At 71.6% G+C, this 23,832-nt stretch carries 18 protein-coding genes and 1 tRNA gene; 3 read left to right on the top strand and 16 right to left on the bottom strand.

What is annotated here, in order from left to right:
- Nucleotides 1–78: 78 nt before the first annotated feature.
- Nucleotides 79–1,383, bottom strand: coding sequence for a helix-turn-helix domain-containing protein (locus DDW44_RS09060; RefSeq protein ID WP_108908777.1), 1,305 nt, complete (start codon nucleotides 1,381–1,383; stop codon nucleotides 79–81).
- On the opposite strand from DDW44_RS09060, the gene DDW44_RS09055 reads away from it, so the two are divergent.
- Nucleotides 1,382–1,927, top strand: a complete 546-nt coding sequence (locus DDW44_RS09055) for a flavoprotein (protein WP_108906107.1) — start codon at nucleotides 1,382–1,384, stop codon at nucleotides 1,925–1,927. The genes DDW44_RS09060 and DDW44_RS09055 overlap by 2 nt on opposite strands.
- Nucleotides 1,928–2,405: 478 nt before the next feature.
- Here DDW44_RS09055 and DDW44_RS09050 read toward each other — a convergent pair.
- The 3 genes from DDW44_RS09050 to DDW44_RS09040 form a co-directional block, all read right to left on the bottom strand.
- Nucleotides 2,406–2,478, bottom strand: a tRNA-His gene (locus DDW44_RS09050).
- Nucleotides 2,479–3,148: 670 nt separating this feature from the next.
- Entirely contained in the window at nucleotides 3,149–3,754 is a 606-nt protein-coding gene (orn, locus tag DDW44_RS09045; RefSeq protein WP_018890129.1) for an oligoribonuclease, read from the bottom strand.
- Nucleotides 3,755–3,764: 10 nt separating this feature from the next.
- Nucleotides 3,765–4,961, bottom strand: a complete 1,197-nt coding sequence (locus DDW44_RS09040; protein WP_108906106.1) for a helix-turn-helix domain-containing protein — start codon at nucleotides 4,959–4,961, stop codon at nucleotides 3,765–3,767.
- A 1,498-nt stretch (nucleotides 4,962–6,459) separates the two neighbouring features.
- On the opposite strand from DDW44_RS09040, the gene DDW44_RS09030 reads away from it, so the two are divergent.
- Together DDW44_RS09030 and DDW44_RS09025 are read left to right on the top strand one after the other, a co-directional pair.
- Nucleotides 6,460–6,981 (top strand): universal stress protein, encoded by a 522-nt coding sequence (locus tag DDW44_RS09030; RefSeq protein WP_017949782.1) that lies wholly within the window; start codon nucleotides 6,460–6,462, stop codon nucleotides 6,979–6,981.
- Between the two features lie 174 nt (nucleotides 6,982–7,155).
- Entirely contained in the window at nucleotides 7,156–7,725 is a 570-nt protein-coding gene (locus tag DDW44_RS09025; protein ID WP_017949781.1) for an acetate uptake transporter, read from the top strand.
- A 176-nt stretch (nucleotides 7,726–7,901) separates the two neighbouring features.
- Here the strand turns inward: DDW44_RS09025 and glmS are convergent, their stop codons facing one another.
- The 12 genes from glmS to DDW44_RS08965 all read right to left on the bottom strand — a co-directional run bounded on the left by glmS (nucleotide 7,902) and on the right by DDW44_RS08965 (nucleotide 23,798).
- The gene (gene glmS / locus DDW44_RS09020) at nucleotides 7,902–9,719 is read right to left on the bottom strand and encodes a glutamine--fructose-6-phosphate transaminase (isomerizing) (RefSeq protein ID WP_108906104.1); all 1,818 of its coding nucleotides are present in this window, start codon (nucleotides 9,717–9,719) and stop codon (nucleotides 7,902–7,904) included.
- Between the two features lie 89 nt (nucleotides 9,720–9,808).
- A complete protein-coding gene (locus tag DDW44_RS09015; RefSeq protein ID WP_018890126.1) occupies nucleotides 9,809–10,084 on the bottom strand; it encodes a hypothetical protein in 276 nt (91 codons plus the stop codon).
- Nucleotides 10,085–10,296: 212 nt separating this feature from the next.
- Nucleotides 10,297–12,078: an IucA/IucC family protein gene (locus DDW44_RS09010; RefSeq protein ID WP_108906103.1), complete on the bottom strand. Its 1,782-nt coding sequence runs from the start codon at nucleotides 12,076–12,078 to the stop codon at nucleotides 10,297–10,299.
- Entirely contained in the window at nucleotides 12,075–12,743 is a 669-nt protein-coding gene (locus DDW44_RS09005; RefSeq protein ID WP_244223989.1) for a GNAT family N-acetyltransferase, read from the bottom strand. Before DDW44_RS09005 ends, DDW44_RS09010 begins: the two co-directional genes overlap by 4 nt.
- On the bottom strand, nucleotides 12,740–14,020 hold the full coding sequence (locus DDW44_RS09000) for a lysine N(6)-hydroxylase/L-ornithine N(5)-oxygenase family protein (protein WP_108906102.1): 1,281 nt from the start codon (nucleotides 14,018–14,020) through the stop codon (nucleotides 12,740–12,742). Before DDW44_RS09000 ends, DDW44_RS09005 begins: the two co-directional genes overlap by 4 nt.
- On the bottom strand, nucleotides 14,004–15,455 hold the full coding sequence (locus DDW44_RS08995) for a pyridoxal phosphate-dependent decarboxylase family protein (RefSeq protein ID WP_018890123.1): 1,452 nt from the start codon (nucleotides 15,453–15,455) through the stop codon (nucleotides 14,004–14,006). The genes DDW44_RS09000 and DDW44_RS08995 overlap by 17 nt, the downstream gene beginning before the upstream one ends.
- Nucleotides 15,456–15,682: 227 nt before the next feature.
- On the bottom strand, nucleotides 15,683–16,561 hold the full coding sequence (locus DDW44_RS08990; RefSeq protein ID WP_108906101.1) for a siderophore-interacting protein: 879 nt from the start codon (nucleotides 16,559–16,561) through the stop codon (nucleotides 15,683–15,685).
- A gap of 3 nt (nucleotides 16,562–16,564) precedes the next feature.
- Nucleotides 16,565–17,605: an ABC transporter substrate-binding protein gene (locus DDW44_RS08985; RefSeq protein WP_108906100.1), complete on the bottom strand. Its 1,041-nt coding sequence runs from the start codon at nucleotides 17,603–17,605 to the stop codon at nucleotides 16,565–16,567.
- 343 nt (nucleotides 17,606–17,948) lie between these two features.
- Nucleotides 17,949–19,115 carry an acyl-CoA dehydrogenase family protein gene (locus tag DDW44_RS08980; protein WP_108906099.1) on the bottom strand — a complete coding sequence of 389 codons (1,167 nt, stop codon included), beginning with the start codon at nucleotides 19,113–19,115 and terminating at the stop codon, nucleotides 17,949–17,951.
- A 2-nt stretch (nucleotides 19,116–19,117) separates the two neighbouring features.
- Nucleotides 19,118–20,071, bottom strand: a complete 954-nt coding sequence (locus DDW44_RS08975) for a hydroxymethylglutaryl-CoA lyase (protein WP_108906098.1) — start codon at nucleotides 20,069–20,071, stop codon at nucleotides 19,118–19,120.
- Nucleotides 20,068–22,137, bottom strand: coding sequence for an acetyl/propionyl/methylcrotonyl-CoA carboxylase subunit alpha (locus DDW44_RS08970; protein ID WP_108906097.1), 2,070 nt, complete (start codon nucleotides 22,135–22,137; stop codon nucleotides 20,068–20,070). Before DDW44_RS08970 ends, DDW44_RS08975 begins: the two co-directional genes overlap by 4 nt.
- 29 nt (nucleotides 22,138–22,166) lie before the next feature.
- Nucleotides 22,167–23,798 (bottom strand): carboxyl transferase domain-containing protein, encoded by a 1,632-nt coding sequence (locus DDW44_RS08965; RefSeq protein ID WP_108906096.1) that lies wholly within the window; start codon nucleotides 23,796–23,798, stop codon nucleotides 22,167–22,169.
- Nucleotides 23,799–23,832 lie beyond the last annotated feature (34 nt).

Below are 23,832 nucleotides of genomic sequence, written 5' to 3'. Positions count from 1 at the left end.
GCTTGGTGACCAGGATGGCGCTGGGCGGAGGGCGCAACGCTCACAGATTTGTGAGCGTTGCCGGCGAGCATGTAGGTGTCAGAGACCGATCCACGCGGCCAGATGACCGAGGCTGTCGGAGGTGCGGCGGGAAAGGTGGACCAGGCCCCTGACGGTCTCCCGTGCACCCGGGTGATACCGCGTCTGTTCCGGAGCTGCGTGGCGCGCCTCGGCGATGGATTTGAGTGCGGCCTCAGTTCGGCCGATCTCCATCTCCGAACGGGCCCGGTCGATGAGGAAGTGCGCTCGCCGAGAGGTGGCCGTGCTCGCCGGCAGTTTGATGTGTCGGGCCTGCTGTACGGCGTCGTCGTAGTGGCGCATCTCCACTGCCGCGGACATCCTGTGCAGGGCGACGTTCGTCGGGCCGAAGGAGAGCCAGTACGCGTCCGAGGCGTCGCCCGTCCGCTTGGCGTATGTCTCGGCTTCGCCGAGGTGGGTGTCGACAGCGGTCCCGTTGGCGGCCCGGGCCGCGATGACCGATGCACCGAGGTGCAGCTGGCCGGCGACTGCGAGGGCTTCCCGGCCCTGGTCGGCCGGGTCGAGCAGGCTGTGACCGGAACGGATAAGCCGCTGCCCGATGACGTACTCGCCTTCGCGGAAGTACACCAGCGCGCGCATGTACTGGCGGACGGCGCCGAGGCACGGGTCGGAGGCGCGCTGCGCGGCCCAGTCCATGCGGTCGAGGGCGACGGCGCTGAGGTCGTAGTAGCCGAGCTTGACGGAGATGTCGTGGGCCGTGCGGTATGTGGAGGCGAGGGCTTGCCACACATCCCGGCCTGGGGTGCGGTAGGCGGTGGTGGTGAGTTCGGCGATGACGCCGGGGAGGGCCCGGGCGGCCTTCCTCAAGTGGGTCGCGCGAACGTCCGCGCACAGTTGGTCGGCGGCGCCCATGAGGCGCCCGGTGGCCCGGGTGGTGAGGTGCGGGTCGTCCCCGAGGTCGTACAGGTCGAGGGCCTCGCGGATCGGGCGCACCAGTTCGGCCAGACGGTCCTGCTGGAGCTCGGCCACGTAGGGCTGTCCTGTGAGCGCTGTGACGTCGATGCGGAGGGCATGGGCTACGGCCGCGACGAAGTCCACGGTGGCGGGTCGGGCGCCGCACTCGACTTGGTTGAGCAGGCTGTACGAGTAGGGGAGGCGGTCGGCAAGCTGCTTCTGCGTGAGCCTGGCCAGTCTCCGCTGTTCCCTGATGCGGTCACCCGTGCTGTCGGCATCCAGATTGGCCGTACCAGGCTCCGTTCCTTGCAGGCACTTGGCACGGTACTCGTACGTATCGGTGTCGGTGAGCGCTTCCGCCTCCCACTCCACCCGGTTCGGCGACGGTCGTGTGTGATCGGATGTGCGCATGACGAGGACCCTGTACCTGTTCGGAAGCGCGGCCCCGCCGGTGTTCGACATCGCGCGAGTCGTCGAAGACGCCCACGGCCGGGGGTGGGACGTGTGCTTGGGCCTCACGCCCACGGCGGCACGCTGGCTCGGGGACAGTCTCAGTGGACTCGAGGCGCTGACCGGCCACCCGGTCAGGTCGGAGTACAAGCTGCCCGGGCAGCCTGATGCCTGGCCGAAGGCCGACGCCATCCTGGTTGCGCCGGCCACCTTCAACACGATCAACGCCTGGGCCCTGGGCCTCACCGAACGCTTTGTCGTCGGTGTCGTGGCAGAGGGCGTCGGCAAGGGCATCCCGATCGCGACGATGCCGTGTGTGAACGCGGCTTACGTGCAACACCGGGCATTCGAGCGAAGCGTGGCAGAGCTTCGCTCCATGGGTGTGACCGTGCTGTACGGCGAGGGCGGGTTCGTCCCCAACCAACCGGGTCAGGGGCGGCCGGATGCCTACCCGTGGGACCGCGCACTCGCCGCGGCCGCGGAACTGCTCGAGTCCAGCGGCTGACTGCCGGCGTGTGTTGCTTGCTCAGAGGTCGCCGGGTCGCCCGGTAACCCTTCCGCGTGCCCGGGATCACGCGAGCCGTCTGCTTCAGCGCTCTGTTGCGGCGATCAAGAAGGAGATGCTCCTGGTGCTGCGGCTCGGAAGAGGCGGTGCGGCGGTTCGAACCCTGCTCGTCGCGTGGGAGGCAGCGGTGCGCGCACGCCGGGCGGCAGCTCGCGCACGGGGTCCGGCCGGGCCTGAGGAAGGGCCAGGGGACCGGGTCCATACCGGGGAGTGCGAACCGCTCTGCTCAGGGACCAGGAGGGTGCTGCCCCGAAGCCGGCAGCGTGAGGCGGCACCGCTCGCCCTTCGGCGCCTCCCGCAGCTCGTCATGGCATTGCAGGGAAGGCCGGTCGGAACGGAACCGCACTCGACCAACGTCCGAACGAGAAACACGATCAGCCGGTGACCCGCTTCCACGGGTCACCGGCTGATCGTTCAGGGTGAGTGACGGGACTCGAACCCGCGGCATCCTGGACCACAACCAGGTGCTCTACCAGCTGAGCTACACCCACCATGACCGGTCGTTCTCCCGACCGGCCGAGAAAAAGTGTACAGGGTCCGAGAGGGTGCTCGCGCCCGCGTTTCCGGCGGTTCGGCGCGAGCCCCTCCGCCTGGCCGTAGAGGGCCGCAGGGCACTCCGCCGTACGCGGGACGCACGGCCCGTGCGTGCCTCCTCCGTACGGGCCCCGGTACGCGAGCGCCGAGGCGGCGGCGACTCGTGCGTGGCGCGGTGCGGGCGCGGTGCCGGGGGCAGGCCGGTGCGGGGTGGGTGTGGGGGCGGGTGTGGGGGCGACAGGCCGTCGGGGGCGCGTCGCGCGGTCTGGGCGCCGGTGCCGGGAGGTGCGCCGACGCCGGGGTCTCACCTACGGGTGCAGGCGGTCTGCGCGCCCGGATCCGCGCCCGGATCAGGCGGGAGTGTGCACGGTTCGCAGCACCGGGGTGCGGGTGGGCCGGTGCCGTACGTCCGCCCGGATCGCGCTCGAGAGGCGCCCGGACGCCGCCCGGGTCCTCCAGGGCGGCGCGGACGATCCCGGCAGGAGGACGTGCCCGGCGGGGCCGGGCCGGGGAAGTGGTCGGACGGGCGCCGGGACGACCGGGCAGGGATACCCCTGCACACAGTCCCGGGAACGGGACCGCGTCGGGCGGGGCGGCGCGGACGCCGCCCCGCCCGACGCGGGCGGGTCACTGCGGCGCGGGCACCACGTGGCGCGCCGCGATCGTCTTCGCGGTGTCCGAGTCCGGGCCCGGCTGCGGGACGAAGATCGCCTCGCGGTAGTAGCGCAGCTCGGCGATCGACTCCCTGATGTCGGCGAGCGCGCGGTGGTTGCCGTTCTTCTCCGGACTGTTGAAGTACGCCCTCGGGTACCAGCGGCGGGCCAGCTCCTTCACCGAGGAGACATCGACGATGCGGTAGTGGAGGTACTCCTCCACCTTCGGCATGTCGCGCAGCAGGAAGCCGCGGTCGGTGCCGACCGAGTTCCCGCACAGCGGAGCTTTGCCCGGCTCCTTGACGTGCTCACGCACGTACGCGAGGACCTGGTCCTCGGCGTCGGCCAGGGTGGTGCCGGACGCGAGCTCGTCGAGGAGGCCCGAGGCGGTGTGCATCTGCCGCACCACCTCGGGCATGGTCTCCAGCGCCGCGTCCGGAGGGCGGATCACGATGTCCACCCCTTCACCGAGCACGTTCAGTTCCGAGTCGGTGACCAGCGCGGCCACCTCGATGAGTGCGTCGTCGGCCAGCGAGAGCCCGGTCATCTCGCAGTCGATCCACACCATGCGATCGTTCATGCGTCCTACCTTATGGCGCACTCCGCTGGCCGGGGAGCGCCGGACGCCCCGGGGCGTAGGCGTCCGGGCCGTGCTTGCCCGGTTCCGGGGAACCGGGGGACGCACCCAGCGCGGCCGGGGACCTTCTCGGGTGCCCGGGGGACACCCGGTCCGGCACGGCCGGCTGCTCCGCCGCGGAGGCCACCGGCTCGCCCTGCGGGCGTCTGGCCCGGTAGGCCGCCCGGTAGGCCGCCGGAGAGGAGCCCAGCTGGCGGCGGAAGTGCCCGCGCAGCGCCACCGGGGAGCGGAAGCCGCAACGGCCCGCGACCTCGTCGACCGAGTAGTCGGAGGTCTCGAGCAGCCGCTGCGCCTGCAGTACCCGCTGGGTGATCAGCCACTGCAGGGGAGCGCTCCCGGTGAGCGAGCGGAACCTGCGGTCGAAGGTCCGCCTGCTCATGTACGCACGGGCCGCCAGGGTCTCCACGTCGAACTGCTCGTGGAGGTGTTCCAGCGCCCAGGCCACGACCTCGGCGAGCGGGTCGGAGCCGATCTCCTCGGGTAAAGACCTGTCGAGGTAGCGCTCCTGACCGCCGCTGCGCCGCGGTGGGACGACCAGCCGTCGGGCCAGTGCCCCGGCGGCCTCCGCACCGTGGTCGGTCCGCACGATGTGCAGACAGAGGTCGATGCCGGCCGCGGTGCCGGCGGAGGTGAGGACGTCGCCGTCGTCGACGAAGAGCTCCCGCGGGTCCACATGGACCGACGGATAGCGCTTGGCGAGCGTCGGCGCGTACATCCAGTGCGTGGTCGCCGGACGGCTGTCCAGCAGCCCCGCGGCGGCCAGTACGAACGCCCCGGTGCACAGCCCCACGATGCGGGCGCCCTCCTCATGGGCGCGGCGCAGTGCCTCCAGCGCCTCCGGCGGTGGAGGCGAGGTGATGGACCGCCAGGCCGGCACGACGACCGTGCCCGCTCTGCCGATCGCCTCCAGCCCGTAGGGCGCGGTGAGTTCGAGTCCCCCTGTGGTCCGCAGGGGGCCCTCCTCACCGGCACATACGAGCAGCCGGTAGCGGGGAACTCCGGCATCCTGTCGGTCGATTCCGAACACCGAGAGCGGAATGGAACTCTCGAAGATGGGACCGCCGCTGAACAGCAGCACCGCCACCACTTCCCGGCGGCGGCGCCCGGACAGCTTCCTTACGGCCTCCGGCGCGGCGGAGTCCTGACTCATGACGCTAAGCCCCCCTCGGTGTTCGCGTCTCCCCGTTCTTGTCGGGCCTGTCGCTCCTGCACGTTTCCCCTCGGTTCTGCACGAGTCCCCAGACTTCGATACTCATGATCGAATCTACTGCGTCCCGTGGTGCCGGCGTGACAAGTTCCGGATTCGGCACATTGTCGACAAGGCAACTTGGCGCGAAGCATTCGATCACGAAGCGTTGCATCCGGAGGCCGCGCAGGGAAGTGCGCGGCGCGTGCATGGCCCATCCCCGTAGGGTGCGCGGGGCGCGCGCGGTCCTTTCTCCGCAGGTGGCACGGGGGTTGACGGGTCATTTCCGCAAGGAAGGCCCGCGCGGGCGAAGTTGGCTGAAAACCTACGGGTGTGTATGTGCGAATCCGTCAGCCGCGGGAGGTGCGCCGTGCCCGACGGCCCCCGCTCCGGTGTCCCCGCGGCCCGGCGGGGCGCGCCGCCGCCCGCTCGGACCGGCGCATCAGCGCCCGGCTCACGCCGGTCACGGCGGCCAGGCCGGCGGTGATCGCCGCGGCGCCGCCGACGGACGTGCCGTACGCCACAAGGACGACCGGGACGATGACACAGCCGAAAGTTGCCCATCGAACCATTTCGGCCGCGGCGTCGCCCGCCGGGGTGCGGTCGGCGGCCGTCGCGGGCCTCCCGGTGCCGTACCCGGCGGGGCGGGTGGTGCGGGCCGGACGGTCCGTGCGGGCGGCACGGGCGGTGCGGTCCGTTCGTCCGGCCGCTCGGCCGCCGCTGCGGGGAAGCCCCGGCGCGTCCGGTGCGGCGGCTGCCGCCCGGCCCCCGGCCGTCGTCCGCGGCGCCCTGCGGCGGCCGCGTGCGGGAGCCCGGCCGAGGGGCGGGGTGAAGGTGCGGGCGGCCGGGGATGCGGGCACGGAAGCTCCTTGCGGCTGTGGCTGAGGCTGAGGTTGAGGCGGCTGAGGCGGCGGATCCGTTCGCCGATCGGTGGGGTGGGTTCACCGATGGGTGGCCCACGGATCCGCCGGGAGGCGGCGCGGTCTCGCCGGTGGCCCGGTGACCCGGTGGGGCGACGAGGGAAGGCGAAAGGCCGACGGGAGACCAACGAGGAGCGCGGCCGTGCGGTCACTGCCGGGCCCTTGTCCGGTGGTTCCCCGGGCCCCGCCGCCCGTCTCCGTGCCGCCTGCCGCCTGCCGCCTGCCGCCTGCCGTCCGCCGGAGCCCGCGGGTCCCGGAGGGTGCCGGAGGGTGCCGGAGGGTGCCGGAGGCGCCCGCGGGCGAAGCCTGTACGGTGCAGGCGCCATTGCCATACGGAGCGTGCTCGTGCATGCTCCCTGGGACGCATGCCTCTTGGCTCGCCGGGAGCGGACACGTGAGCTCCGGGCGGGCGAAGACGAGCTCTGGGCAGGCAAGGAGTGGCGCCGTACCCTTGGGGGTATGGGGTTGGGAAGATGATTCCCGGACAGAGCTCCGCCACCAACCATCACCCTCCCATGAGGATCTGAACGCCGAGACAACCGATGGCCGGTCACGAAACTCCCGAACCCGCGGACCGCAAGCAGGTCGCCGACCCCCTGTCGGATCTGCAGGCGGCGGAACAGTCGCGCCGTTCCTGCGATCCCGCCTTCCGGCACGGCGTCGTGGTCGGCTTCGACGGATCGACCTCCAGCGAGCGGGCACTGGCCTATGCGATCGGCATGGCCAGGCGTTCCGCTTCGGGTCTGATCATCGTGCATGTCGCCAACCGCCTTCCCACCACGGTGTGGGCGGGCTGCGAACCGCCGGTCTTCGTAGACGTCCCGGACCACCGCACCGAGGTGCTGGGACTCGAACTCGCCTGCGCGGACTACCTGTCCGAGGTTCCGTGGATCCTCGTCGAACGCGGCGGCGACATCTGCAACGAACTCGAAGAGGTCGGCCGGGAGTATTCGGCGGACGCCATCGTGGTCGGCTCCACCCATGGCCTCGTAGGGCGCATTTTCGGCTCGGTCGCCGGGCGGCTCGCCCGCCGTGCGCAGCGCCCCGTCATCGTCATCCCGTAGCCCCAGAGGGCGCACGAATCCCTTGCGCACCATCGTTCTCGCAGGTCGGCGCTGTTGGTAACTTTTTGACGACCGTCATGACTACTCGTCCGTACGGGGTGGATTGTGCGCTTGTGAAGGGTAGATAAGGGTGGCTGGGAATCAGCACCACCACGCGCACGAAGGGAGCCCGCCGTGGACAAGGACGTCTCCGCGGGAAGCGCCACGTCAACCACTCTCGGCCACCTCGCACTGGGCCTGACGCTGCTGGCGTTCGGGATCGGCAACACCGGTGTGATCGACAATGTCGCGGCGTCCGACGCCGCAGCCCTCGCCACCTGGGTGGGCGGCATCGCACTGTTCGTCGTCGGACTGCTCGAGTTCCGGGCGGGCGACGGCGGTGCGGGCACGGCCTTCGCGGGCCTCGGTGCCTTCTGGTTCACCTGGGGGATGGGCACCGGCGCGGAGGTCTCGGCGGAGGCCGCCGGGCTGTTCATGCTGCTGTTCGCGCTCCTGGCGCTCACGCTCACCCTGGGCGCGTCCGGCAGCGGCATCCTCGGCCAGGGCGTGTACGGGCTGCTCTGCGTGTCGATGCTGCTCCTGGCGATCGCCTCGTTCGCGGGGAACGACGGGCTGGCCAAGGCCGGCGGCTGGGCCGGCGCGGTCGCGGGCCTCGCGGCCTGGTACGGCGCCACCGCGACGCTGGCGCACTGGCCCACCTTCACCGGGCGTGCCGCGGGCCGGGGTGTGACGGCCACCGGCTGAGCGGCGGGACGCCGGCGTGGGCGGTTGCACGCCGGCGACGAAAGAGGCGACCCCCTTGCGGCACTGGTGGCGTGCGCAAGGGGGTCGCCGTCCGCCGAGCGGGGCCGGGGCAGGACCGGGGCAGGACCGGGGCAGGACCGGGGCGGGGCCGAGGTCGTGCCGGGGCCGGGCGGGAGCTACTCCACGGTGACCGACTTGGCCAGGTTGCGCGGCTTGTCGATGTCCCGGCCGAGGGCCAGAGCGGTGTGGTAGGCGAAGAGCTGGAGCGGGATCCCCATGAGGATCGGGTCCAGCTCGTCCTCGTTCTTGGGGACGAGGATCGTGTGGTCGGCCTTCTCCTGCTCCTGGTGGGCGACCGCGAGGATCCGGCCGCTGCGGGCCTTGATCTCCTCCAGCGCGGCGCGGTTCTTCTCCAGCAGCTCGTCGTCCGGGACGATCGCGACCGTCGGCAGCGCCGGCTCGATCAGCGCCAGCGGGCCGTGCTTCAGCTCGGAGGCCGGGTAGGCCTCGGCGTGGATGTAGGAGATCTCCTTGAGCTTCAGGGAGGCCTCGAGCGCCACCGGGTAGCCGCGGACCCGGCCGATGAACATCATCGACTTGGCCTCGGCGTACTCGTCCGCCAGCTTCCTGATCTCGTCCTCGGACTCGAGGATCTCGGAGATCTGGGCGGGCAGCCTGCGCAGGCCCTCGATGATCCGCTTGCCTTCGGCGACGGACAGGTCGCGGATGCGGCCCAGGTGCAGCGCGAGCAGCGCGAAGGCGACGACCGTGTTGGTGAAGCACTTGGTGGAGACGACGCAGACCTCCGGGCCCGCGTGCACGTACACGCCGCCGTCCGTCTCGCGGGCGATGGCGGAGCCGACGACGTTCACGACGCCGAGGACGCGGGCGCCCTTGCGCTTGAGCTCCTGGACGGCCGCGAGCACGTCGTAGGTCTCACCGGACTGGGAGACCGCGATGTAGAGGGTGTCGGGGTCCACGACCGGGTTGCGGTAGCGGAACTCGGAGGCCGGCTCCGAGTCGGCGGGGATGCGGGCCAGGGACTCGATGAGCCCGGCACCGATGAGACCCGCGTGGTACGAGGTGCCGCAGCCGAGGATCTTGACCCGGCGGATGCCGCGGGCCTCGCGGGCGTCAAGGTTCAGACCGCCCAGGTGCACCGTGGAGAACCGGTCGTCGATCCGGCCGCGCAGCACGCGGTCCACGGCGTCGGGCTGCTCGGAGATCTCCTTGTGCATGTAGGTGTCGTGGCCGCCCATGTCGTACGAGGCGGCCTCCCACTCGACGGTCTCGGGGGTGGCGGTGGTCGTGGTGCCGCTGGTGGTGTAGGTCCGGAAGTCGTCGGCCTTCAGGGTGGCCATCTCGCCGTCGTTGAGGGTGACGACCTGGCGGGTGTGGGCGATCAGCGCGGCGACGTCGGAGGCGACGAGCATCTCCTTCTCGCCGACGCCGAGGATGACGGGGGAGCCGTTGCGCGCGACCACGATGCGGTCGCTGAAGTCGGCGTGCATCACGGCGATGCCGTAGGTGCCCTCGATGACCTTGACCGCCTCGCGGACCTTCTCCTCCAGGGTTCCGGCCTGGGAGCGGGCGATCAGGTGGGTGATCACCTCGGTGTCGGTCTCGGAGGCGAAGACGACCCCGTCGGCCTCCAGCTTGGCGCGCAGCTCGTCGGCGTTGTCGACGATGCCGTTGTGGACCACCGCGACCTTGTTCTCGGGGTCCAGGTGCGGGTGCGAGTTGACGTCGCTCGGGGCGCCGTGGGTGGCCCAGCGGGTGTGGGCGATACCGGTGGTGCCGGTGAAGCGCTTGGGGACCCGGGCCTCCAGGTCGCGGACCCGGCCCTTGGCCTTGACCATCTTCAGGCCGGTGCTCTTGGGGCTGGTGATCACCATGCCCGCGGAGTCGTAGCCCCGGTACTCCAGCCGCGCCAGGCCCTCCAGCAGCAGCGGCGCGACGTCGCGCTTCCCGATGTAACCGACGATTCCGCACATAGAGTCTCTGCCCCTCCAACGACGTTCCTGTGTGTGTGCCCGGCCGCGCCGCACGCGGGGTGCGCGGCGCACGCGGTCTCCGTGGCGGCTCAGCCGTAGACGATGCGGCGCAGCTGCCGGAGCGAGAGCTCCGGGGGAGCCACCGCGCGGTGCGGCAGCTCGGCCGCGATCCGTTCGAAGATCTCGGTGTTCACGCCTCCGCCGGCCTGCAGCTCCCGGTGGCGGCGGCGGACGAACTCCTCGGTCGTCTCGTCGAAGAACGCCAGCACGTCCAGCACCACCCGGGCCGCCTCACCGCGCCGGAGCGCGGTGCTGCGCACCAGATGGTCGATGAGGTCGTCATGCGACGTACGGCGTTCGAGCACCCGTAGATATTGGGGTGCCGTCGGGGTTGAACGCAAGATTCCTGCCCGATTTCGGGCATAAACCTGCGTGATCATGGTTACAGTGAGTGCTTGGACCTGCTCTACGAGGGGCGCTCGCCGCGGTCACGGCCGCGGCGATCATGACACGTGAGCGGACGCCCGGCGGAGGACCGTACTCCGCCGGACGCCCGCCCGGTCCGGGGTCCGCGGGGCTAACGGAACCGCGCGATCGGGTTCTCCAGCTCGCCCACCAGCTGGAGGGCGCCCGACGGGTCGGCCAGGTCCACCATCTGCTTGTTGTCACGCAGCTGGAGCCGGTTGAGGCAGGACAGCGCGAACTCCGGGGCGAACATGTCGTACCGGGCGAACTTGTCCGCCAGCTGCGGCATCGACTCCTGGTAGCCGGTGACGCACTCGGCGACCGTCCGCCAGAACGCGTCCTCGGTGAGCACGCCCTCGGTGACCAGTGCCGCCGAGAGGAACCGGAAGAAGCAGTCGAAGACGTCGGTGAAGACCGACAGCAGCTTCATGTCCTCGGGGACCTCGGCGCGCACCCGCTCGACCGCGGGCGGAAGGACCGCGTCCGGGTCCATCACGCAGATCTCCTCGGCGATGTCCTTGAAGATCGCGCGCTGCACCGTGCCGTCCTCGCCGAGCACCAGGATGACGTTCTCCCCGTGCGGCATGTAGACCAGGTCGTACGCGTAGAAGCAGTGCAGCACCGGCAGCAGGTAGGCGTCCAGGTAGCGGCGCAGCCACTGCTCGGGGGCCAGGCCCGACTCGGTGATCAGCGCGCCGGCGAGGGACTTCCCGGAGCGGTCGGTGTGCAGCAGCGCGGCCATCGTCGCCAGCCGCTCCCCGTCCTGGAGGGTGGGCACCGGGCTCTCGCGCCAGAGCGCGGCCAGCATCTTCCGGTAGGGGGAGAAGCGGTCCGTCGCGGCCTCGTACTCCAGGTGCCGGTACCCGACCGCGGCCCGCTCGCGGATGATCGAGAAGCGTGCGGCGGTCAGCACGTCGTCGCTCGCGATCAGCCCGGCGAGCCAGTCGTTGATGGCGGGCGTGGCCTCCATGTACGCGGCGGACAGCCCCCGCATGAAGCCCATGTTGATCACGGACATCGCCGTCTTCACATAGTGCTTCGACGGGTCGCTGGTGTTGAAGAAGGTGCGGATGGACTGCTGGGCGAGGTACTCGTCGTCGCCCTCGCCGAGCAGGACCAGCCGCCGCCGGGCCACCTCGGCGGCGAAGGTGACGGAGAGCTTGTTCCACCACTGCCAGGGGTGGACGGGCATCAGCAGGTAGTCCGCCGGGTCCAGCCCGAGCCCGCGCAGCCGGGCGTCGAACCGGTCGAGCGCCGCCTGCCCCAGCTCGGCCCGCATCAGGTTCTCGTAGCCGAGGTCCGCGCACGAGGTGAACGCGGCGCGCGAGCGGTGCGCGGCCACCCACAGCAGCCGGACCGGGGCCGCGGCCTCCGGCGCGTACCGGTGGTACTCGTGGATGCCGAAGCCGAGCCGTCCGTTGTTGGCGACGAAGCAGGGGTGGCCCTCGGTCATCCCGGTCTCGATGTCCTGGAACCCGGCGCGGCCGAGCTCGGCCGCGGACACCTCGGGCTTGGTGAGCTTGTACGCCGTGCCGGACAGGGTGGAGGAGATCTCCTCCAGGTACACCGGCAGGATCTCGTCGGACAGGCCGAGTGCGCCGCGCAGTTCGGTGAAGAACTCCAGTGCGTCCAGCGGGAGTTCCGCGCCGTCGCGGTGGCGGGTCACGGAGTCCGCCTCGACCTGCCAGTGGTCGAGCGCCAGCCGCCCGGCGGCGAACCGGTACTCGGTCCTGCCGTCGTCGCTGGGCACCGCCCAGCGGCCGTCGCCGAGGTCCCTCGGCGCGAGCAGCCGCTCGTGGGCGAACTCGGCGAGGCCCTTGCGGACCAGCTGCCGGTTGGCCTCCGCCCACAGCTCGGGGGTGAGGTGGGAGACGCTGTCGATCGCCGTGCTCATCGCGGCACCTCCGCGCCGCCGACGGCCGCCTCGAACCGCTCACGCGTGCAGAAGCTCAGCAGCGCCCTCTTCTCGGGCTTCTGTATCTCCCGCTCGGGCACGAAGCCGACCGCCTCGTTGAGCGCGTGTACGGCCTTGTTGCCGACGTCCGGTTCGACGACCACCCGGCGCGTCGCCGGGTCGGCGAACAGCTCCCGCATCACCGCGGTGATCACGGCCCGGGTGAATCCGTGGATCGGGGTGCCGGTCGGGGCGACCAGGAAGTGCATGCCGACGTCGCCCGGCTCGGGCTCGTACAGACCGACCAGCTCCACATGGCGCGGGTCGTAGCGCTCCATCAGGAAGGCCGGCTCGCCGTCGTGCAGCCCCATGAACGCGTCGTGGTGCTCGTGCGCGGCGATCCTCATGTACTCGCGCTCGACGTCCTCCAGTCTCGCGTCCTGCATCATCCAGAACGCGGCCTTGGGGTCGGTGACCCACCGGTGCAGCAGCTCGGCGTCGCTGGGGGCGTGCCCACCGGAGGTGGGGGTTGGGCCGTGCCCACCGGAGGTAGGGGGTGGGGTCTCCCCACCGGAGGTAGGGGGTGGGGTCTCCCCACCGGAGGTAGGGGAAAGATCGAGGGGACGGAAGGAGAACGTCCCCAGGGCGGGGGCGGTGGTGCTCATACGGCGAACTCCTGGAACGCGATGGTCTTCTCCACGGGGTAGTACTCACTGCCGAGCATCTCGGCGATGATGTAGGCGTTGCGGTACGCGCCCATGCCCAGGTCGGGCGAGGTGACGGAGTGAGTGTGCACCCCCGCGTTCTGCAGGAAGACGCCGCGTCCCGTGGTGTCGATCGAGTAGTTGCGGGCGATGTCGAAGCGGCCCCGGCCGTCCCAGCGCAGCCGGTCGTGCACGGGCTCGAGGAAGCCGGGGACGGTGTACCGGTAGCCCGTGGCGAGGACCAGGCCCTCGGTCCGGATCTCGAAGTCCTTCTCCTGCTCCTCCTGGCGCAGCCCCAACGTGTACGAGCCGTCCTGGTAGGAGGCCGAGCACAGAGCGGTGTTGGTGAGCAGGCGGGTCGGCACCGGGCCGCCGAGGTTCTTCTGGTACAGCAGGTCGAAGATCTCGTTGATCAGGTCGCCGTCGATGCCCTTGAAGAGGCTCTTCTGCCGGGTCTCCAGCCGGTAGCGGGTGGCCTCCGGCAGTGCGTGGAAGTAGTCCACGTACTCGGGGGAGGTCATCTCCAGGGTCAGCTTGGTGTACTCCAGCGGGAAGAACCGCGGGGAGCGGGTGACCCAGTTGAGCCGGTAGCCGTGCACGTCGATCTCGGAGAGCAGGTCGTAGTAGATCTCCGCGGCGCTCTGGCCGCTGCCGACCAGGGTGATCGACTCCTTCTTCCGCAGCTCCTCCCTGGCCTGGAGGTAACGCGAGTTGTGGATGAAGTCGCCGCCGAGGTCCCGGCAGGAGTCCGGGACGTACGGCGGGGTGCCGGTGCCCAGGACGAGTCTGCGCGCGCGGAACGTCTCGCCGGCGGCCGTGTGCACGGCGTAGACCTCGTCCGCCGCCTCGAACTCGACCCGGGTGACCGTGGTGCCGAAGCGGATGCTGCTCAGCTTGGCCGCGGCCCAGCGGCAGTAGTCGTTGTACTCGGTGCGCAGCGGGTAGAAGTTCTCGCGGATGTAGAACGAGTAGAGCCGGCCCTTCTCCTTGAGGTAGTTGAGGAAGGAGTACGGCGACGTCGGGTCGGCGAGGGTGACCAGGTCCGACATGAACGGCGTCTGCAGATGGGCGCCGTCGAGGAACATGCCGGAGTGCCACTCGAAGTCCGGCTTGGACTCGAGGAAGAGACCGTTCAGCTCCTCGACGGGCTCGGTGAGGCAGGCGAGGCCGAGGTTGAACGGACCGAGCCCGATCCCGATGAAATCGTGGATGTCACGGTGCTCACGAGGCGTGGACAAGGTTCTCTCCAAGGTACTGCTCGGCGTGGCCGGCTATGAGGTCGAGGACGGCGGCGATGTCGGACGCGGTCGTCTCGGGGTTGAGCAGGGTGAACTTCAGGTACTGGCGGCCGTCGACCTTGGTTCCGGCGACGACGGCCTCCCCTGAGGCGAACAGGGCCTTGCGGGCGTACAGGTTCGCGCGGTCGATCTCCGCGGGGGAGGCGACCCGCTCCGGGATGTAGCGGAAGACCAGGGTGGACAGCCGGGGCTCGGCGACGACGTCGTAGCGGGGGTCGGCGGCGAGCAGCCGCCAGCCCTCGGCGGCGAGGTCGCACACCTCGTCGAAGAGCCGGCCCACCCCGTCCGCGCCCATGACGCGCAGGGTCATCCACAGCTTCAGGGCGTCGAAGCGGCGGGTGGTCTGCAGGGACTTGTCCACCTGGTTGGGGATCTTCTCCTCCACCGTGCGCCGGGGGTTGAGGTAGTCCGCGTGGTAGGTGGCGTGCCGCAGCGTGGCGCCGTCCCGCACCAGCACGGCGGACGAACTCACGGGCTGGAAGAACGACTTGTGGTAGTCCACGGTCACCGAGTCGGCGTGCTGGATGCCCTCCAGGAGCGCCCGGCGGGTCGGCGAGGCGAGCAGTCCGCAGCCGTAGGCGGCGTCGACGTGCATCCAGGCGCCGTACTCGTCGCACAGCGCGGCGATCTCGGGCAGCGGGTCGATGGAGCCGAAGTCGGTGGTGCCGGCGGTGGCGACGACCGCCATGGGGACAAGTCCGGTGCGCCGGCACTTCTCCAGCTCGGCGGCGAGGGCGACGGTCTGCATGCGCCGGTCGCGGTCGACGGGCACGGACACCACGGCGTCCGCGCCGAGGCCCAGGAGGGTGGCGGACTTCTGGACGCTGAAGTGGCTGCATTCGGAGGCGAAGACGCGCAGCTTCGACAGGTCCTCCCGGTCCGCGGGCTTCACCTCCTCGCGGGCGAGCAGCATCGCCTGGAGGTTGGACTGGGTGCCCCCGCTGGTGAACACGCCGTCGGCGGCCGGGCCGAGGCCGATCCGCCGGGTGGTCCAGTCGATGAGCTTTCGCTCGATCAGGGTGCCGCCCGCGCTCTGGTCCCAGGTGTCCAGGGAGGAGTTGACGGCGGAGAGGACGGCCTCGGCCAGTACCGCGGGGATGACGACGGGGCAGTTGAGGTGGCCGAGGTAGCGCGGGTGGTGGAAGTAGACCGCGTCGCGCAGGTACACCCGCTCCAGTTCGTCCAGCGCGGCGGAGGAGTCGCCGAGCGGCTGGTCGAGGTCGACCGCGGCGATCGCCGGGGCCAGCTCGTCAGGGGAGACGCCGGTGAACGGCCGCCTGGTGGTGGCGAGTTTGCTCGCCACCCGCTCGACCCCTTCGGTCACCGAGCTGCGGTAGAGCTCCGCCGTTGTGCCGTTGAGCAGGTGCGAGCGCATGGTGGGGGTCCTCCCGGTGCGGGGACATGTCACGGTCCGCCCCTGGGGCAGGAGCGGACCGTGGGGCGGCTGGGACTTAGGTTAGCCTAACCTGAATCCCGCCCTCCGTCCGCCCCTACCGCGCGGAACCTGCAGCGAGTTGGCTCACACCCGGCTCCACGGGCCGCGCGCGCACGGCAGACCGGCCCCGCCGACGGGTGTCGACGGGGCCGGTCCGGCGGAGGTTCCTACGAATCGTCGTCGGGGGCCTCGCGCAGGGCGTCCTCGCTGAGGCCCTTGCGCCAGTAGCCGACGAACGTGACCCGGCGGCGGTCGAGTCCACGCTCGTTCACGAGATGACGGCGCAACGCCTTCACCGAGCCCGACTCGCCGGCGATCCAGGCGTACGGGGCGGACCCGGCGAACTCGGCGGCGCGCACCGCCTCGACGGCCGGAGGCGCTCCCTCGTCCCGCACCAGCCAGGTGACGGTGGCCTCGGCCGAGGTCGTGAGCTCCATCCGGTCCCCGGCGTGCGGCACCTCGATCCAGACCTGTGCTCGGACCCCGGACGGCAGCCACTCCAGCGCGGCCGCCGCTGCGGGCAGCGCCGTCTCGTCCGCCCAGATCAGCACCGAGTCGGCGTCCTCGGGCGGCCGGAAGCGGACCGCGGTGTTGTCGGCGGCCGCGGGGCCGAGGACCGTCACCCGGTCTCCGGTGGAGGCCTGCTGCGCCCAGCGGCATGCCGGACCGCCGTCCTCGTGGACCGCGAAGTCGATGTCGATCTCGCCGTGTTCACCGGCGTCCGGGCGCTGTGCGCGGACCGTGTACGAGCGCATCACGGCCCGCTCGTCGTCCGGCAGCGCCCGCCAGGCGCCGAGGCGCGCGTACATGTCCTGCTCGCCGGGGAGCGGGATGACCGGCTCCTTCTGCCCCGGACGCGGCAGGAAGAGCGAGAGGGACTGGTCGCGCCCACCGGAGGCGAAGCCCCGGAGGGCCTCGCCGCCGGATCCCTCGGCCCTGGACGCGCCCCCGCCGAAGGTGACGCGGATCAGCGACGGGCCGAGCCGCCGTGTCCGCACGACCTGGAGAGGGAAGAAGCGAAACGGGGCGGCCGCGGCTGTCGGCATGGGTCAGGCGACCTTCTTCGCGTTCTCGATGGCCTGGGCCAGGTCGTCGAGGATCGGGGTGCACTTCTCGTACGAGTAGATCGGCTCGGTGACCCGCGGGACGACCTGGCCGGCCTTCACGGCGGGCAGCTGGGCCCAGGTCGGCTTGGACGTCAGGGCGTCGGGCTGGAGGGCCGAGGCGCGGTTGTCCATCATGATGATGTCGGCCTGGTACCTGTCGACGTTCTCCCAGCTGAGGCCCTCGAACCAGCCGCCGGCGTCGAGCTTCGCGGGCGTCACGAAGTTGACGCCGAGCTCCTTGAAGTAGAGCGTGTCGGTGGGTCGCGCCGGGCTGGAGACATAGAACAGGTCGGCGCTCGCGGAGCCGACCAGCACCTTGATCTCGGGCTTGGCCTTGGCGGCGGCGCGCAGCCGGGCCGCGGCCTTCTCGAAGGCGGCCTTGGCGTCCGTGACCTTCTTGGCCTCGACGTCGGCGCCGAGGGACTCGGCCAGTTCGACGTGGCGCTGGAGGACCTTCGGCATCGACCGGTCGGCGGCCGACAGGGCGACGCTCGGGGCCAGCTTCAGGATCTTGTCCTTGGACTGGTCCGGCACGTACCAGAGGGCGTCCTTCTCCCACATGTCGGTGATGAGCAGGTCCGGGGCCAGCGCCGCGTACTGCTCGACGTTGAACTCGCCCCAGACGTTGCCGAGGATCTTGACCTTGTCGATGTCGAGATCGCCCGCCTGGACGTCCGGTGCCCTGGTCCCCTTGGCCTTGTCCTCGACGTACGTGGGGCCGAAGACGCCCTTCACCTCGATGCCGAAGTCGTGCAGCGCGGCCGCCATGCCGGTGAAGGCGACGATGTTCTTCGGCGTGGCCTTGGCCTCGGCGACCTGGCCGCGGTCGTCCTTGAACTGCCAGGGGCCGGACTGCTTCGCGTCGGAGGTGGACTCCTCCTTGTCGCCGGAACCGCAGGCGGAGAGGGCGGCGGTGAGGCCGAGAACGCCGCCCGCCGCGAGCAGGCCGCGACGGGTGAGATGGGAAGCGCGGGCATGGGGCATGACGGAGTTCGCTTTCGGTGCGTGCCGGTGGGGGCGGCCTCTGGCAAAGTCGAAGATAGGTTAGCCTAACCTCAACTGGCGCGATACGGGGGGCCGCGGTTCCGGTGGCCCGCGGCGGGTTCGCGGAGCCGGGGCGCCGGGGTCTGCCGGGTCGGCCGGCGGTCGGCGCGGCCGGAGTCCGGGCGCCCCGGGTGGTCGGGGCGCCGGCGCGGCAGCGGTCTGGGCGCCCCGGGTCGGTCGGCGGTCGGCGCGGCAGCGGTCTGGGCGCCCCGGGTCGCGCAGGGCGCTTCCTCCTGCGAAGAAGACGTGACGGTGAGGGCGAGCGCGCCGACCCTGGCCCGCCCTACCCGGACAGCCCCAACTCGCGGGCGACCAGCATCCGCTGGACCTCGCTGGTGCCCTCGCCGATCTCCAGGATCTTGGAGTCGCGCCACATGCGGGCCACCGGGTACTCGTTCATGAAGCCGTACCCGCCGTGGATCTGCGTGGCCTCACGGGCGTTGTCGACGGCGACCGTCGAGGAGTACAGCTTCGCCAGGGCCGCCTCCTTCTTGAACGGCTCGCCGAGGACGAGCCGCGACGCCGCGTCGCGCCAGCCGATCCGGGCCATGTGCGCCCGCATCTCCATGTCGGCGATCTTGAACTGGACGGCCTGGTTGTCGCCGATCGGGCGGCCGAAGGCATGGCGTTCCTTGGCGTACTTCACCGACTCGTCCACACAGCCCTGCGCCAGACCGGTGGCGAGCGCGGCGATGGCGATGCGGCCCTCGTCGAGGATGCGCAGGAACTGGGCGTAGCCCCGGCCCTCCTCGCCCAGCAGGTTCGCGAACGGGACGCGGACGTCGGAGAACGACAACTCCCGGGTGTCCGACGCGTTCCACCCGACCTTCGAGTACGGGGCGGCGACGGTGAAGCCGGGCGTGCCCGACGGGACGATGATGGAGGAGATCAGCGGCTTGCCCGCGTCCGTGCGGCCGGTGACGGCGGTGACCGTGACCAGGCCCGTGATGTCGGTGCCGGAGTTGGTGATGAAGCACTTGGAGCCGTTGATCACCCACTCGCCGGTCGACTCGTCGCGCACGGCCGTGGTCTTCGTGCCGCCCGCGTCCGAGCCGGCGTCCGGCTCGGTCAGCCCGAACGCGCCGAGGATCTCACCGGAGCAGAGCCGGGGCAGCCACTCGCGCTTCTGCTCCTCGGTGCCGAACCGGAAGACGGGCATCGCGCCGAGCGAGACCCCGGCCTCCAGGGTGATGGCGACGGAGGAGTCGACGCGCGCCAGCTCCTCCAGGGCGATGCCGAGGGCGAGGTAGTCGCCGCCCATCCCGCCGTACTCCTCGGGGAACGGCAGGCCGAACAGGCCCATCCGCCCCATCTCGCGGACGATCTCGTACGGGAACTCGTGCCGCTCGTAGAGGTCGCCGATCTTGGGGGCGACGACGTCGTGGGCGAACTCCTCGACGGTGCGGCGCAGTTCCTCGTGCTCGGGGGAGAGGCGGTGGTCGAGCGACATGGCTAGGACTCCTTGTGGGACGCCGTGCCCGCGAGGGCGCGAACGGTGCGTGAAGGGCTGGGGCGGCCCAGCCGTTCGGCCATCCACACGCTCGTGGCGGTGAGCCGGCCGAGGTCGACCCCGGTCTCGATGCCGAGGCCGTGGAGCATCCACACGAGGTCTTCGGTGGCGAGGTTCCCGGTGGCGCTCTTCGCGTACGGGCAGCCGCCGAGGCCGCCCGCGGAGGCGTCGACGGTGGTGACGCCGTGCTGGAGCGCCGCGAGGGTGTTGGCCAGTGCCTGGCCGTAGGTGTCGTGGAAGTGGACCCCGACGGCGTCGGTGGGCACGCCCTCCTCGTTGAGCCCGGCGAGCAGGGCCCGCACATGGCCCGGGGTGGCGACGCCGATGGTGTCGCCCAGGCTCAGCTCGTCGCAGCCCAGGTCCATCAGCCGCCGGGCGACGCGGACGACCTGGCGGATCGGCACCGCGCCCTCCCACGGGTCGCCGAAGCACATCGAGAGGTAGCCACGGACATGGACCTCGTCGTCCTTCGCCCGGGCCACCACGGGCTCGAACATGGCCAGCGACTCCTCGACCGTGCGGTTGAGGTTGCGGGCGGCGAAGGTCTCCGTCGCCGAGGCGAAGACGGCGATCCGGCGCGCGCCCAGGGTGAGGGCACGGTCGAGCCCGCGCTCGTTGGGCACGAGGACCGGCAGGACCACCCCCTCGATGTCGGCGAGCCGGGGGAACAGGTCCTCGGCGTCCGCGAGTTGGGGGACCCACTTGGGGTGGACGAAGCTGGTCGCCTCGACCGTCGTCAGCCCGGAGCCGGCGAGGCGGTGGACGAACTCCGCCTTCACCTCGGTCGGCACGACCTGCTGCTCGTTCTGCAGCCCGTCGCGCGGCCCGACCTCGTGGATCCGCACGCGGGGCGGCAGCCCGCCGGCCGGCATCTCCATCGGCAGTCCCACGGTCATGGCGTGCCCTCCTGCCCCTCGCCGTCGTGCGGGGCGACGACCGCCAGGACCTGGTCCATGACGACGGTCGCCCCCGGGGTGACGTCCAGTTCGGTGACGGTCCCGGCGTGCGGGGCGGAGATGACGTGCTCCATCTTCATCGCCTCGACGACGAGCAGGCTCTGGCCCGCGTCGACCTCGTCCCCGACCGCCACCTTGACGACCGTGACGGTGCCGGGCATCGGCGCGGCGAGCGTGTCGGCGCCCTGCCGGGCCGCCCCGCTCAGACTCGCGGCGACCGGGTCGTGGTCCTGCACGTGCCAGGAGTCGCCGTCCCGGCCGAGCCAGACCCCGCCGGGGGCGGCGGCATGGTGGAAGGTGTGGGTGACGCCGTCGATCTCGACACCGATCGTCGCCGCACCCGCACCCGCACCCGCGACCGCGCCCCTGCCCAAGCCCGCGCCCCTGCCCGGCGCGGTGCCGCCGGCGCGCCCGATGTGCCGCACGTGCCGGACCGGCCCGCCGTCCAGGACCGCCTCGGAGCCCCTCAGCCGGACCTCCACCGGGTCGTGGCCCGGGACGCGGAAGTGGTGGACGGTCCAGGCGGGTTCGCCGCCGAGGCGCCAGCCGCCGGGGACCGAGAACGGGTCCGTCCAGCCGGAGGCGTCCACCGGCGCGGGCGTCTCCCGCAGCAGCGCGGCGGCGGCGTACACCTCCGGCGGTACCGTGCCGCCGACCAGGGAGTCCGCCTCCCGCTCGACGAGTCCCGTGTCCAGTTCGCCCGCGACCACCTCGGGGTGGTCGAGCAGCCTGCGCAGGAAGCCCGCGTTCGTCGGGACGCCCAGGGTGACGTTGTCCGCCAGCGCCGCGCGCAGCCTGCGCAGGGCGGTCGCCCGGTCGGGTCCGTACGCGATGACCTTCGACAGCATCGGGTCGTAGAGGCTGGAGACCTCCGTGCCCTCGCTGAGGCCGGAGTCGGTGCGCACCCCGTCACCGGCCGGCTCGCTCAGTGAGATCACCGTGCCGCCCGAGGGCAGGAAGCCGCGGGCCGGGTCCTCCGCGCAGATGCGGGCCTCGACCGCGTGGCCGGTGAGCGCGATGTCCTTCTGGCCGAAGGGCAGTTCCTCGCCCGCGGCCACCCTCAGCTGCCACTCCACCAGGTCCAGGCCGGTGACGAGTTCGGTCACCGGGTGCTCGACCTGGAGCCGGGTGTTCATCTCCATGAAGTAGTACGAGGACGGGTCGCCGCCGGGGACGATGAACTCGACCGTGCCGGCGCCCCGGTACCCGCAGGACCGGGCCGCCTGCACCGCGGCCTCGCCCATCGCCGCGCGGACCTCCTCGTCCAGCAGGACGGAGGGCGCCTCCTCGATGATCTTCTGGTGGCGGCGCTGGAGCGAGCACTCGCGCTCGCCGAGGTGCACCACGTTGCCGTGGCCGTCCGCGAGGACCTGGATCTCGATGTGCCGCGGGCGGTCGATCCACCGCTCCACCAGCAGGGTGTCGTCGCCGAACGACGCGCGCGCCTCCCGCCGGGCGGCCGCGATCTCCTCCAGCAGGGCCGACTCCACCCGGGTCAGCCGCATGCCCTTGCCGCCGCCGCCCGCCGAAGGCTTCAGCAGGACCGGCATGCCGATCTCCCGTGCCGCCTCGGCCAGTTGATCGTCGGTGAGTCCCGAGCCGGAGGAGCCCGGCACGACCGGGACCCCGGCCGCCCGTACGGTCTCCTTGGCGCGGATCTTGTCGCCCATCAGGGCGATCGCCTCGGCGGGCGGCCCGATGAAGACCAGGCCCGCCTCCTCGCAGGCGCGGGCGAAGCCGGCGTTCTCCGCGAGGAAGCCGTATCCGGGGTGGACCGCCCGGGCGCCGCTGCGGCGGGCCGCCTCCAGCAGGCGCTCGGCGGAGAGGTAGCTCTGGGCGGCGGGCGCCGGGCCGAGCCGGACGGCGGTGTCCGCCTCCCGCACGTGCCGGGCGTCGGCGTCCGCGTCGCTGAACACGGCGACCGAGCGGACCCCGAGGGTCCGCAGGGTACGGATGACGCGGACCGCGATCTCGCCGCGGTTGGCGACCAGAACGGTGTCGAACATCCGCTGTCCTTCGAACGTCACAGTGGTCCTCACATCCGGAATACGCCGAAGCCGGGCGCCGAGGCGTCCCTCTCGGCCAGCGGGGCGTTGGCACATGCGGTCAGGGCGAGCCCCAGCACCTGCCGGGTCTCCAGCGGGTCGATCACCCCGTCGTCCCACAGCCGGGCCGTGGCGTAGTACGCGTTGCCCTGCTGCTCGTACTGGGCGCGGACCGGGTCCTTGAACGCCTCCTCGGCCTCCGCGGGCCACTCCTCGCCGCGCGCCTCCAGCTGGTCCCGCTTGACGGTGGCCAGCACGGACGCGGCCTGCTCGCCGCCCATCACCGAGATCTTGGCGTTGGGCCACATCCACAGGAACCGGGGCGAGTAGGCCCGGCCGCACATCGAGTAGTTGCCCGCCCCGTACGAGCCGCCGACGACGACGGTCAGCTTCGGCACCCGGGTGCAGGCCACGGCCGTGACCATCTTGGCGCCGTGCTTGGCGATGCCGCCCGCCTCGTAGTCCCTGCCGACCATGAAGCCGGAGATGTTCTGCAGGAACAGCAGCGGGATGCCGCGCTGGTCGCACAGCTCGATGAAGTGGGCGCCCTTCTGGGCCGATTCGGCGAACAGGATGCCGTTGTTGGCGACGATCCCGACCGGGTGGCCGTGGATCCGGGCGAAGCCGGTGACCAGCGTCGTGCCGAACTCGGCCTTGAACTCGGCGAACCGGGAGCCGTCCGTGATCCGGGCGATGATCTCCCGGACGTCGTAGGGGGTGCGGGAGTCCACCGGCACCGCCCCGTACAGCCCGAACGGGTCCACCTTGGGCTCCTCGACGGGCTCCACCGGCCAGGGGAGCGGCCCGCGCCCGGGGAGGGTGGAGACGATGGTCCGCACGATCCTCAGCGCATGGGCGTCGTTCTCCGCGAGGTGGTCGGTGACGCCGGAGATCCTGGAGTGCACCTCGCCGCCGCCCAACTCCTCGGCCGTGACGACCTCGCCGGTCGCGGCCTTCACCAGCGGAGGGCCGCCGAGGAAGATCGTGCCCTGGTTCCGCACGATCACGGCCTCGTCGCTCATCGCCGGGACGTAGGCGCCGCCGGCCGTGCAGGAGCCGAGCACCGCGGCGATCTGCGGGATGCGGGCGCCGGAGAGCCGCGCCTGGTTGTAGAAGATCCGGCCGAAGTGCTCGCGGTCGGGGAAGACCTCGTCCTGCATCGGCAGGAAGGCGCCGCCCGAGTCGACGAGGTACACGCACGGCAGCCGGTTCTCCAGGGCCACCTCCTGGGCGCGCAGGTGCTTCTTCACCGTCATCGGGTAGTACGTGCCGCCCTTGACCGTGGCGTCGTTGGCGACCACCACGACCTCGCGGCCGCTGACCCGGCCGACACCGGCGATCACCCCGGCCGCCGGGGCCTGCCCGTCGTACATCCCGTCGGCCGCGAGGGGGGCCAGTTCCAGGAAGGGCGAGCCCGGGTCCAGGAGCGTGTCCACCCGGTCGCGCGGCAGCAGCTTCCCGCGCGCCGTGTGGCGCGCCCGGGCTTTCTCCCCGCCGCCGAGCCGGGCCGCCGCCAGCTTCGCGCGCAGGGCGTCGGCCAGGGCGTGGTGCGCCGCCTCGTTGGCCTGCCAGGCGTCCGAGGCGGGATCCGCCGCACTCGTCAGCACAGGTGCTTGCCGCATCGTGTCGTGCCCCCTGTCAGAGCATCGTTCGTGT

The organism is Streptomyces tirandamycinicus (assembly GCF_003097515.1).
Classification (GTDB): Bacteria; Actinomycetota; Actinomycetes; order Streptomycetales; family Streptomycetaceae; genus Streptomyces; species Streptomyces tirandamycinicus.
The sequence above is the reverse complement of the archived record's forward strand: the minus strand, read 5'-3'. Positions and strand labels throughout refer to the sequence as shown.

Excerpts from the sequence above, each read along its gene's own strand:
- DDW44_RS09055 (WP_108906107.1), top strand. The coding sequence starts at position 1,382 with ATGACGAGGACCCTGTACCTGTTCGGAAGCGCGGCCCCGCCGGTGTTC.
- DDW44_RS09060 (WP_108908777.1), bottom strand. The coding sequence starts at position 1,383 with ATGCGCACATCCGATCACACACGACCGTCGCCGAACCGGGTGGAGTGG.
- orn (WP_018890129.1), bottom strand. The coding sequence starts at position 3,754 with ATGAACGATCGCATGGTGTGGATCGACTGCGAGATGACCGGGCTCTCG.
- DDW44_RS09040 (WP_108906106.1), bottom strand. The coding sequence starts at position 4,961 with ATGAGTCAGGACTCCGCCGCGCCGGAGGCCGTAAGGAAGCTGTCCGGG.
- DDW44_RS09030 (WP_017949782.1), top strand. The coding sequence starts at position 6,460 with ATGGCCGGTCACGAAACTCCCGAACCCGCGGACCGCAAGCAGGTCGCC.
- glmS (WP_108906104.1), bottom strand. The coding sequence starts at position 9,719 with ATGTGCGGAATCGTCGGTTACATCGGGAAGCGCGACGTCGCGCCGCTG.
- DDW44_RS09010 (WP_108906103.1), bottom strand. The coding sequence starts at position 12,078 with ATGAGCACGGCGATCGACAGCGTCTCCCACCTCACCCCCGAGCTGTGG.
- DDW44_RS09005 (WP_244223989.1), bottom strand. The coding sequence starts at position 12,743 with ATGAGCACCACCGCCCCCGCCCTGGGGACGTTCTCCTTCCGTCCCCTC.
- DDW44_RS08995 (WP_018890123.1), bottom strand. The coding sequence starts at position 15,455 with ATGCGCTCGCACCTGCTCAACGGCACAACGGCGGAGCTCTACCGCAGC.
- DDW44_RS08990 (WP_108906101.1), bottom strand. The coding sequence starts at position 16,561 with ATGCCGACAGCCGCGGCCGCCCCGTTTCGCTTCTTCCCTCTCCAGGTC.
- DDW44_RS08985 (WP_108906100.1), bottom strand. The coding sequence starts at position 17,605 with ATGCCCCATGCCCGCGCTTCCCATCTCACCCGTCGCGGCCTGCTCGCG.
- DDW44_RS08980 (WP_108906099.1), bottom strand. The coding sequence starts at position 19,115 with ATGTCGCTCGACCACCGCCTCTCCCCCGAGCACGAGGAACTGCGCCGC.
- DDW44_RS08975 (WP_108906098.1), bottom strand. The coding sequence starts at position 20,071 with ATGACCGTGGGACTGCCGATGGAGATGCCGGCCGGCGGGCTGCCGCCC.
- DDW44_RS08970 (WP_108906097.1), bottom strand. The coding sequence starts at position 22,137 with ATGTTCGACACCGTTCTGGTCGCCAACCGCGGCGAGATCGCGGTCCGC.
- DDW44_RS08965 (WP_108906096.1), bottom strand. The coding sequence starts at position 23,798 with ATGCGGCAAGCACCTGTGCTGACGAGTGCGGCGGATCCCGCCTCGGAC.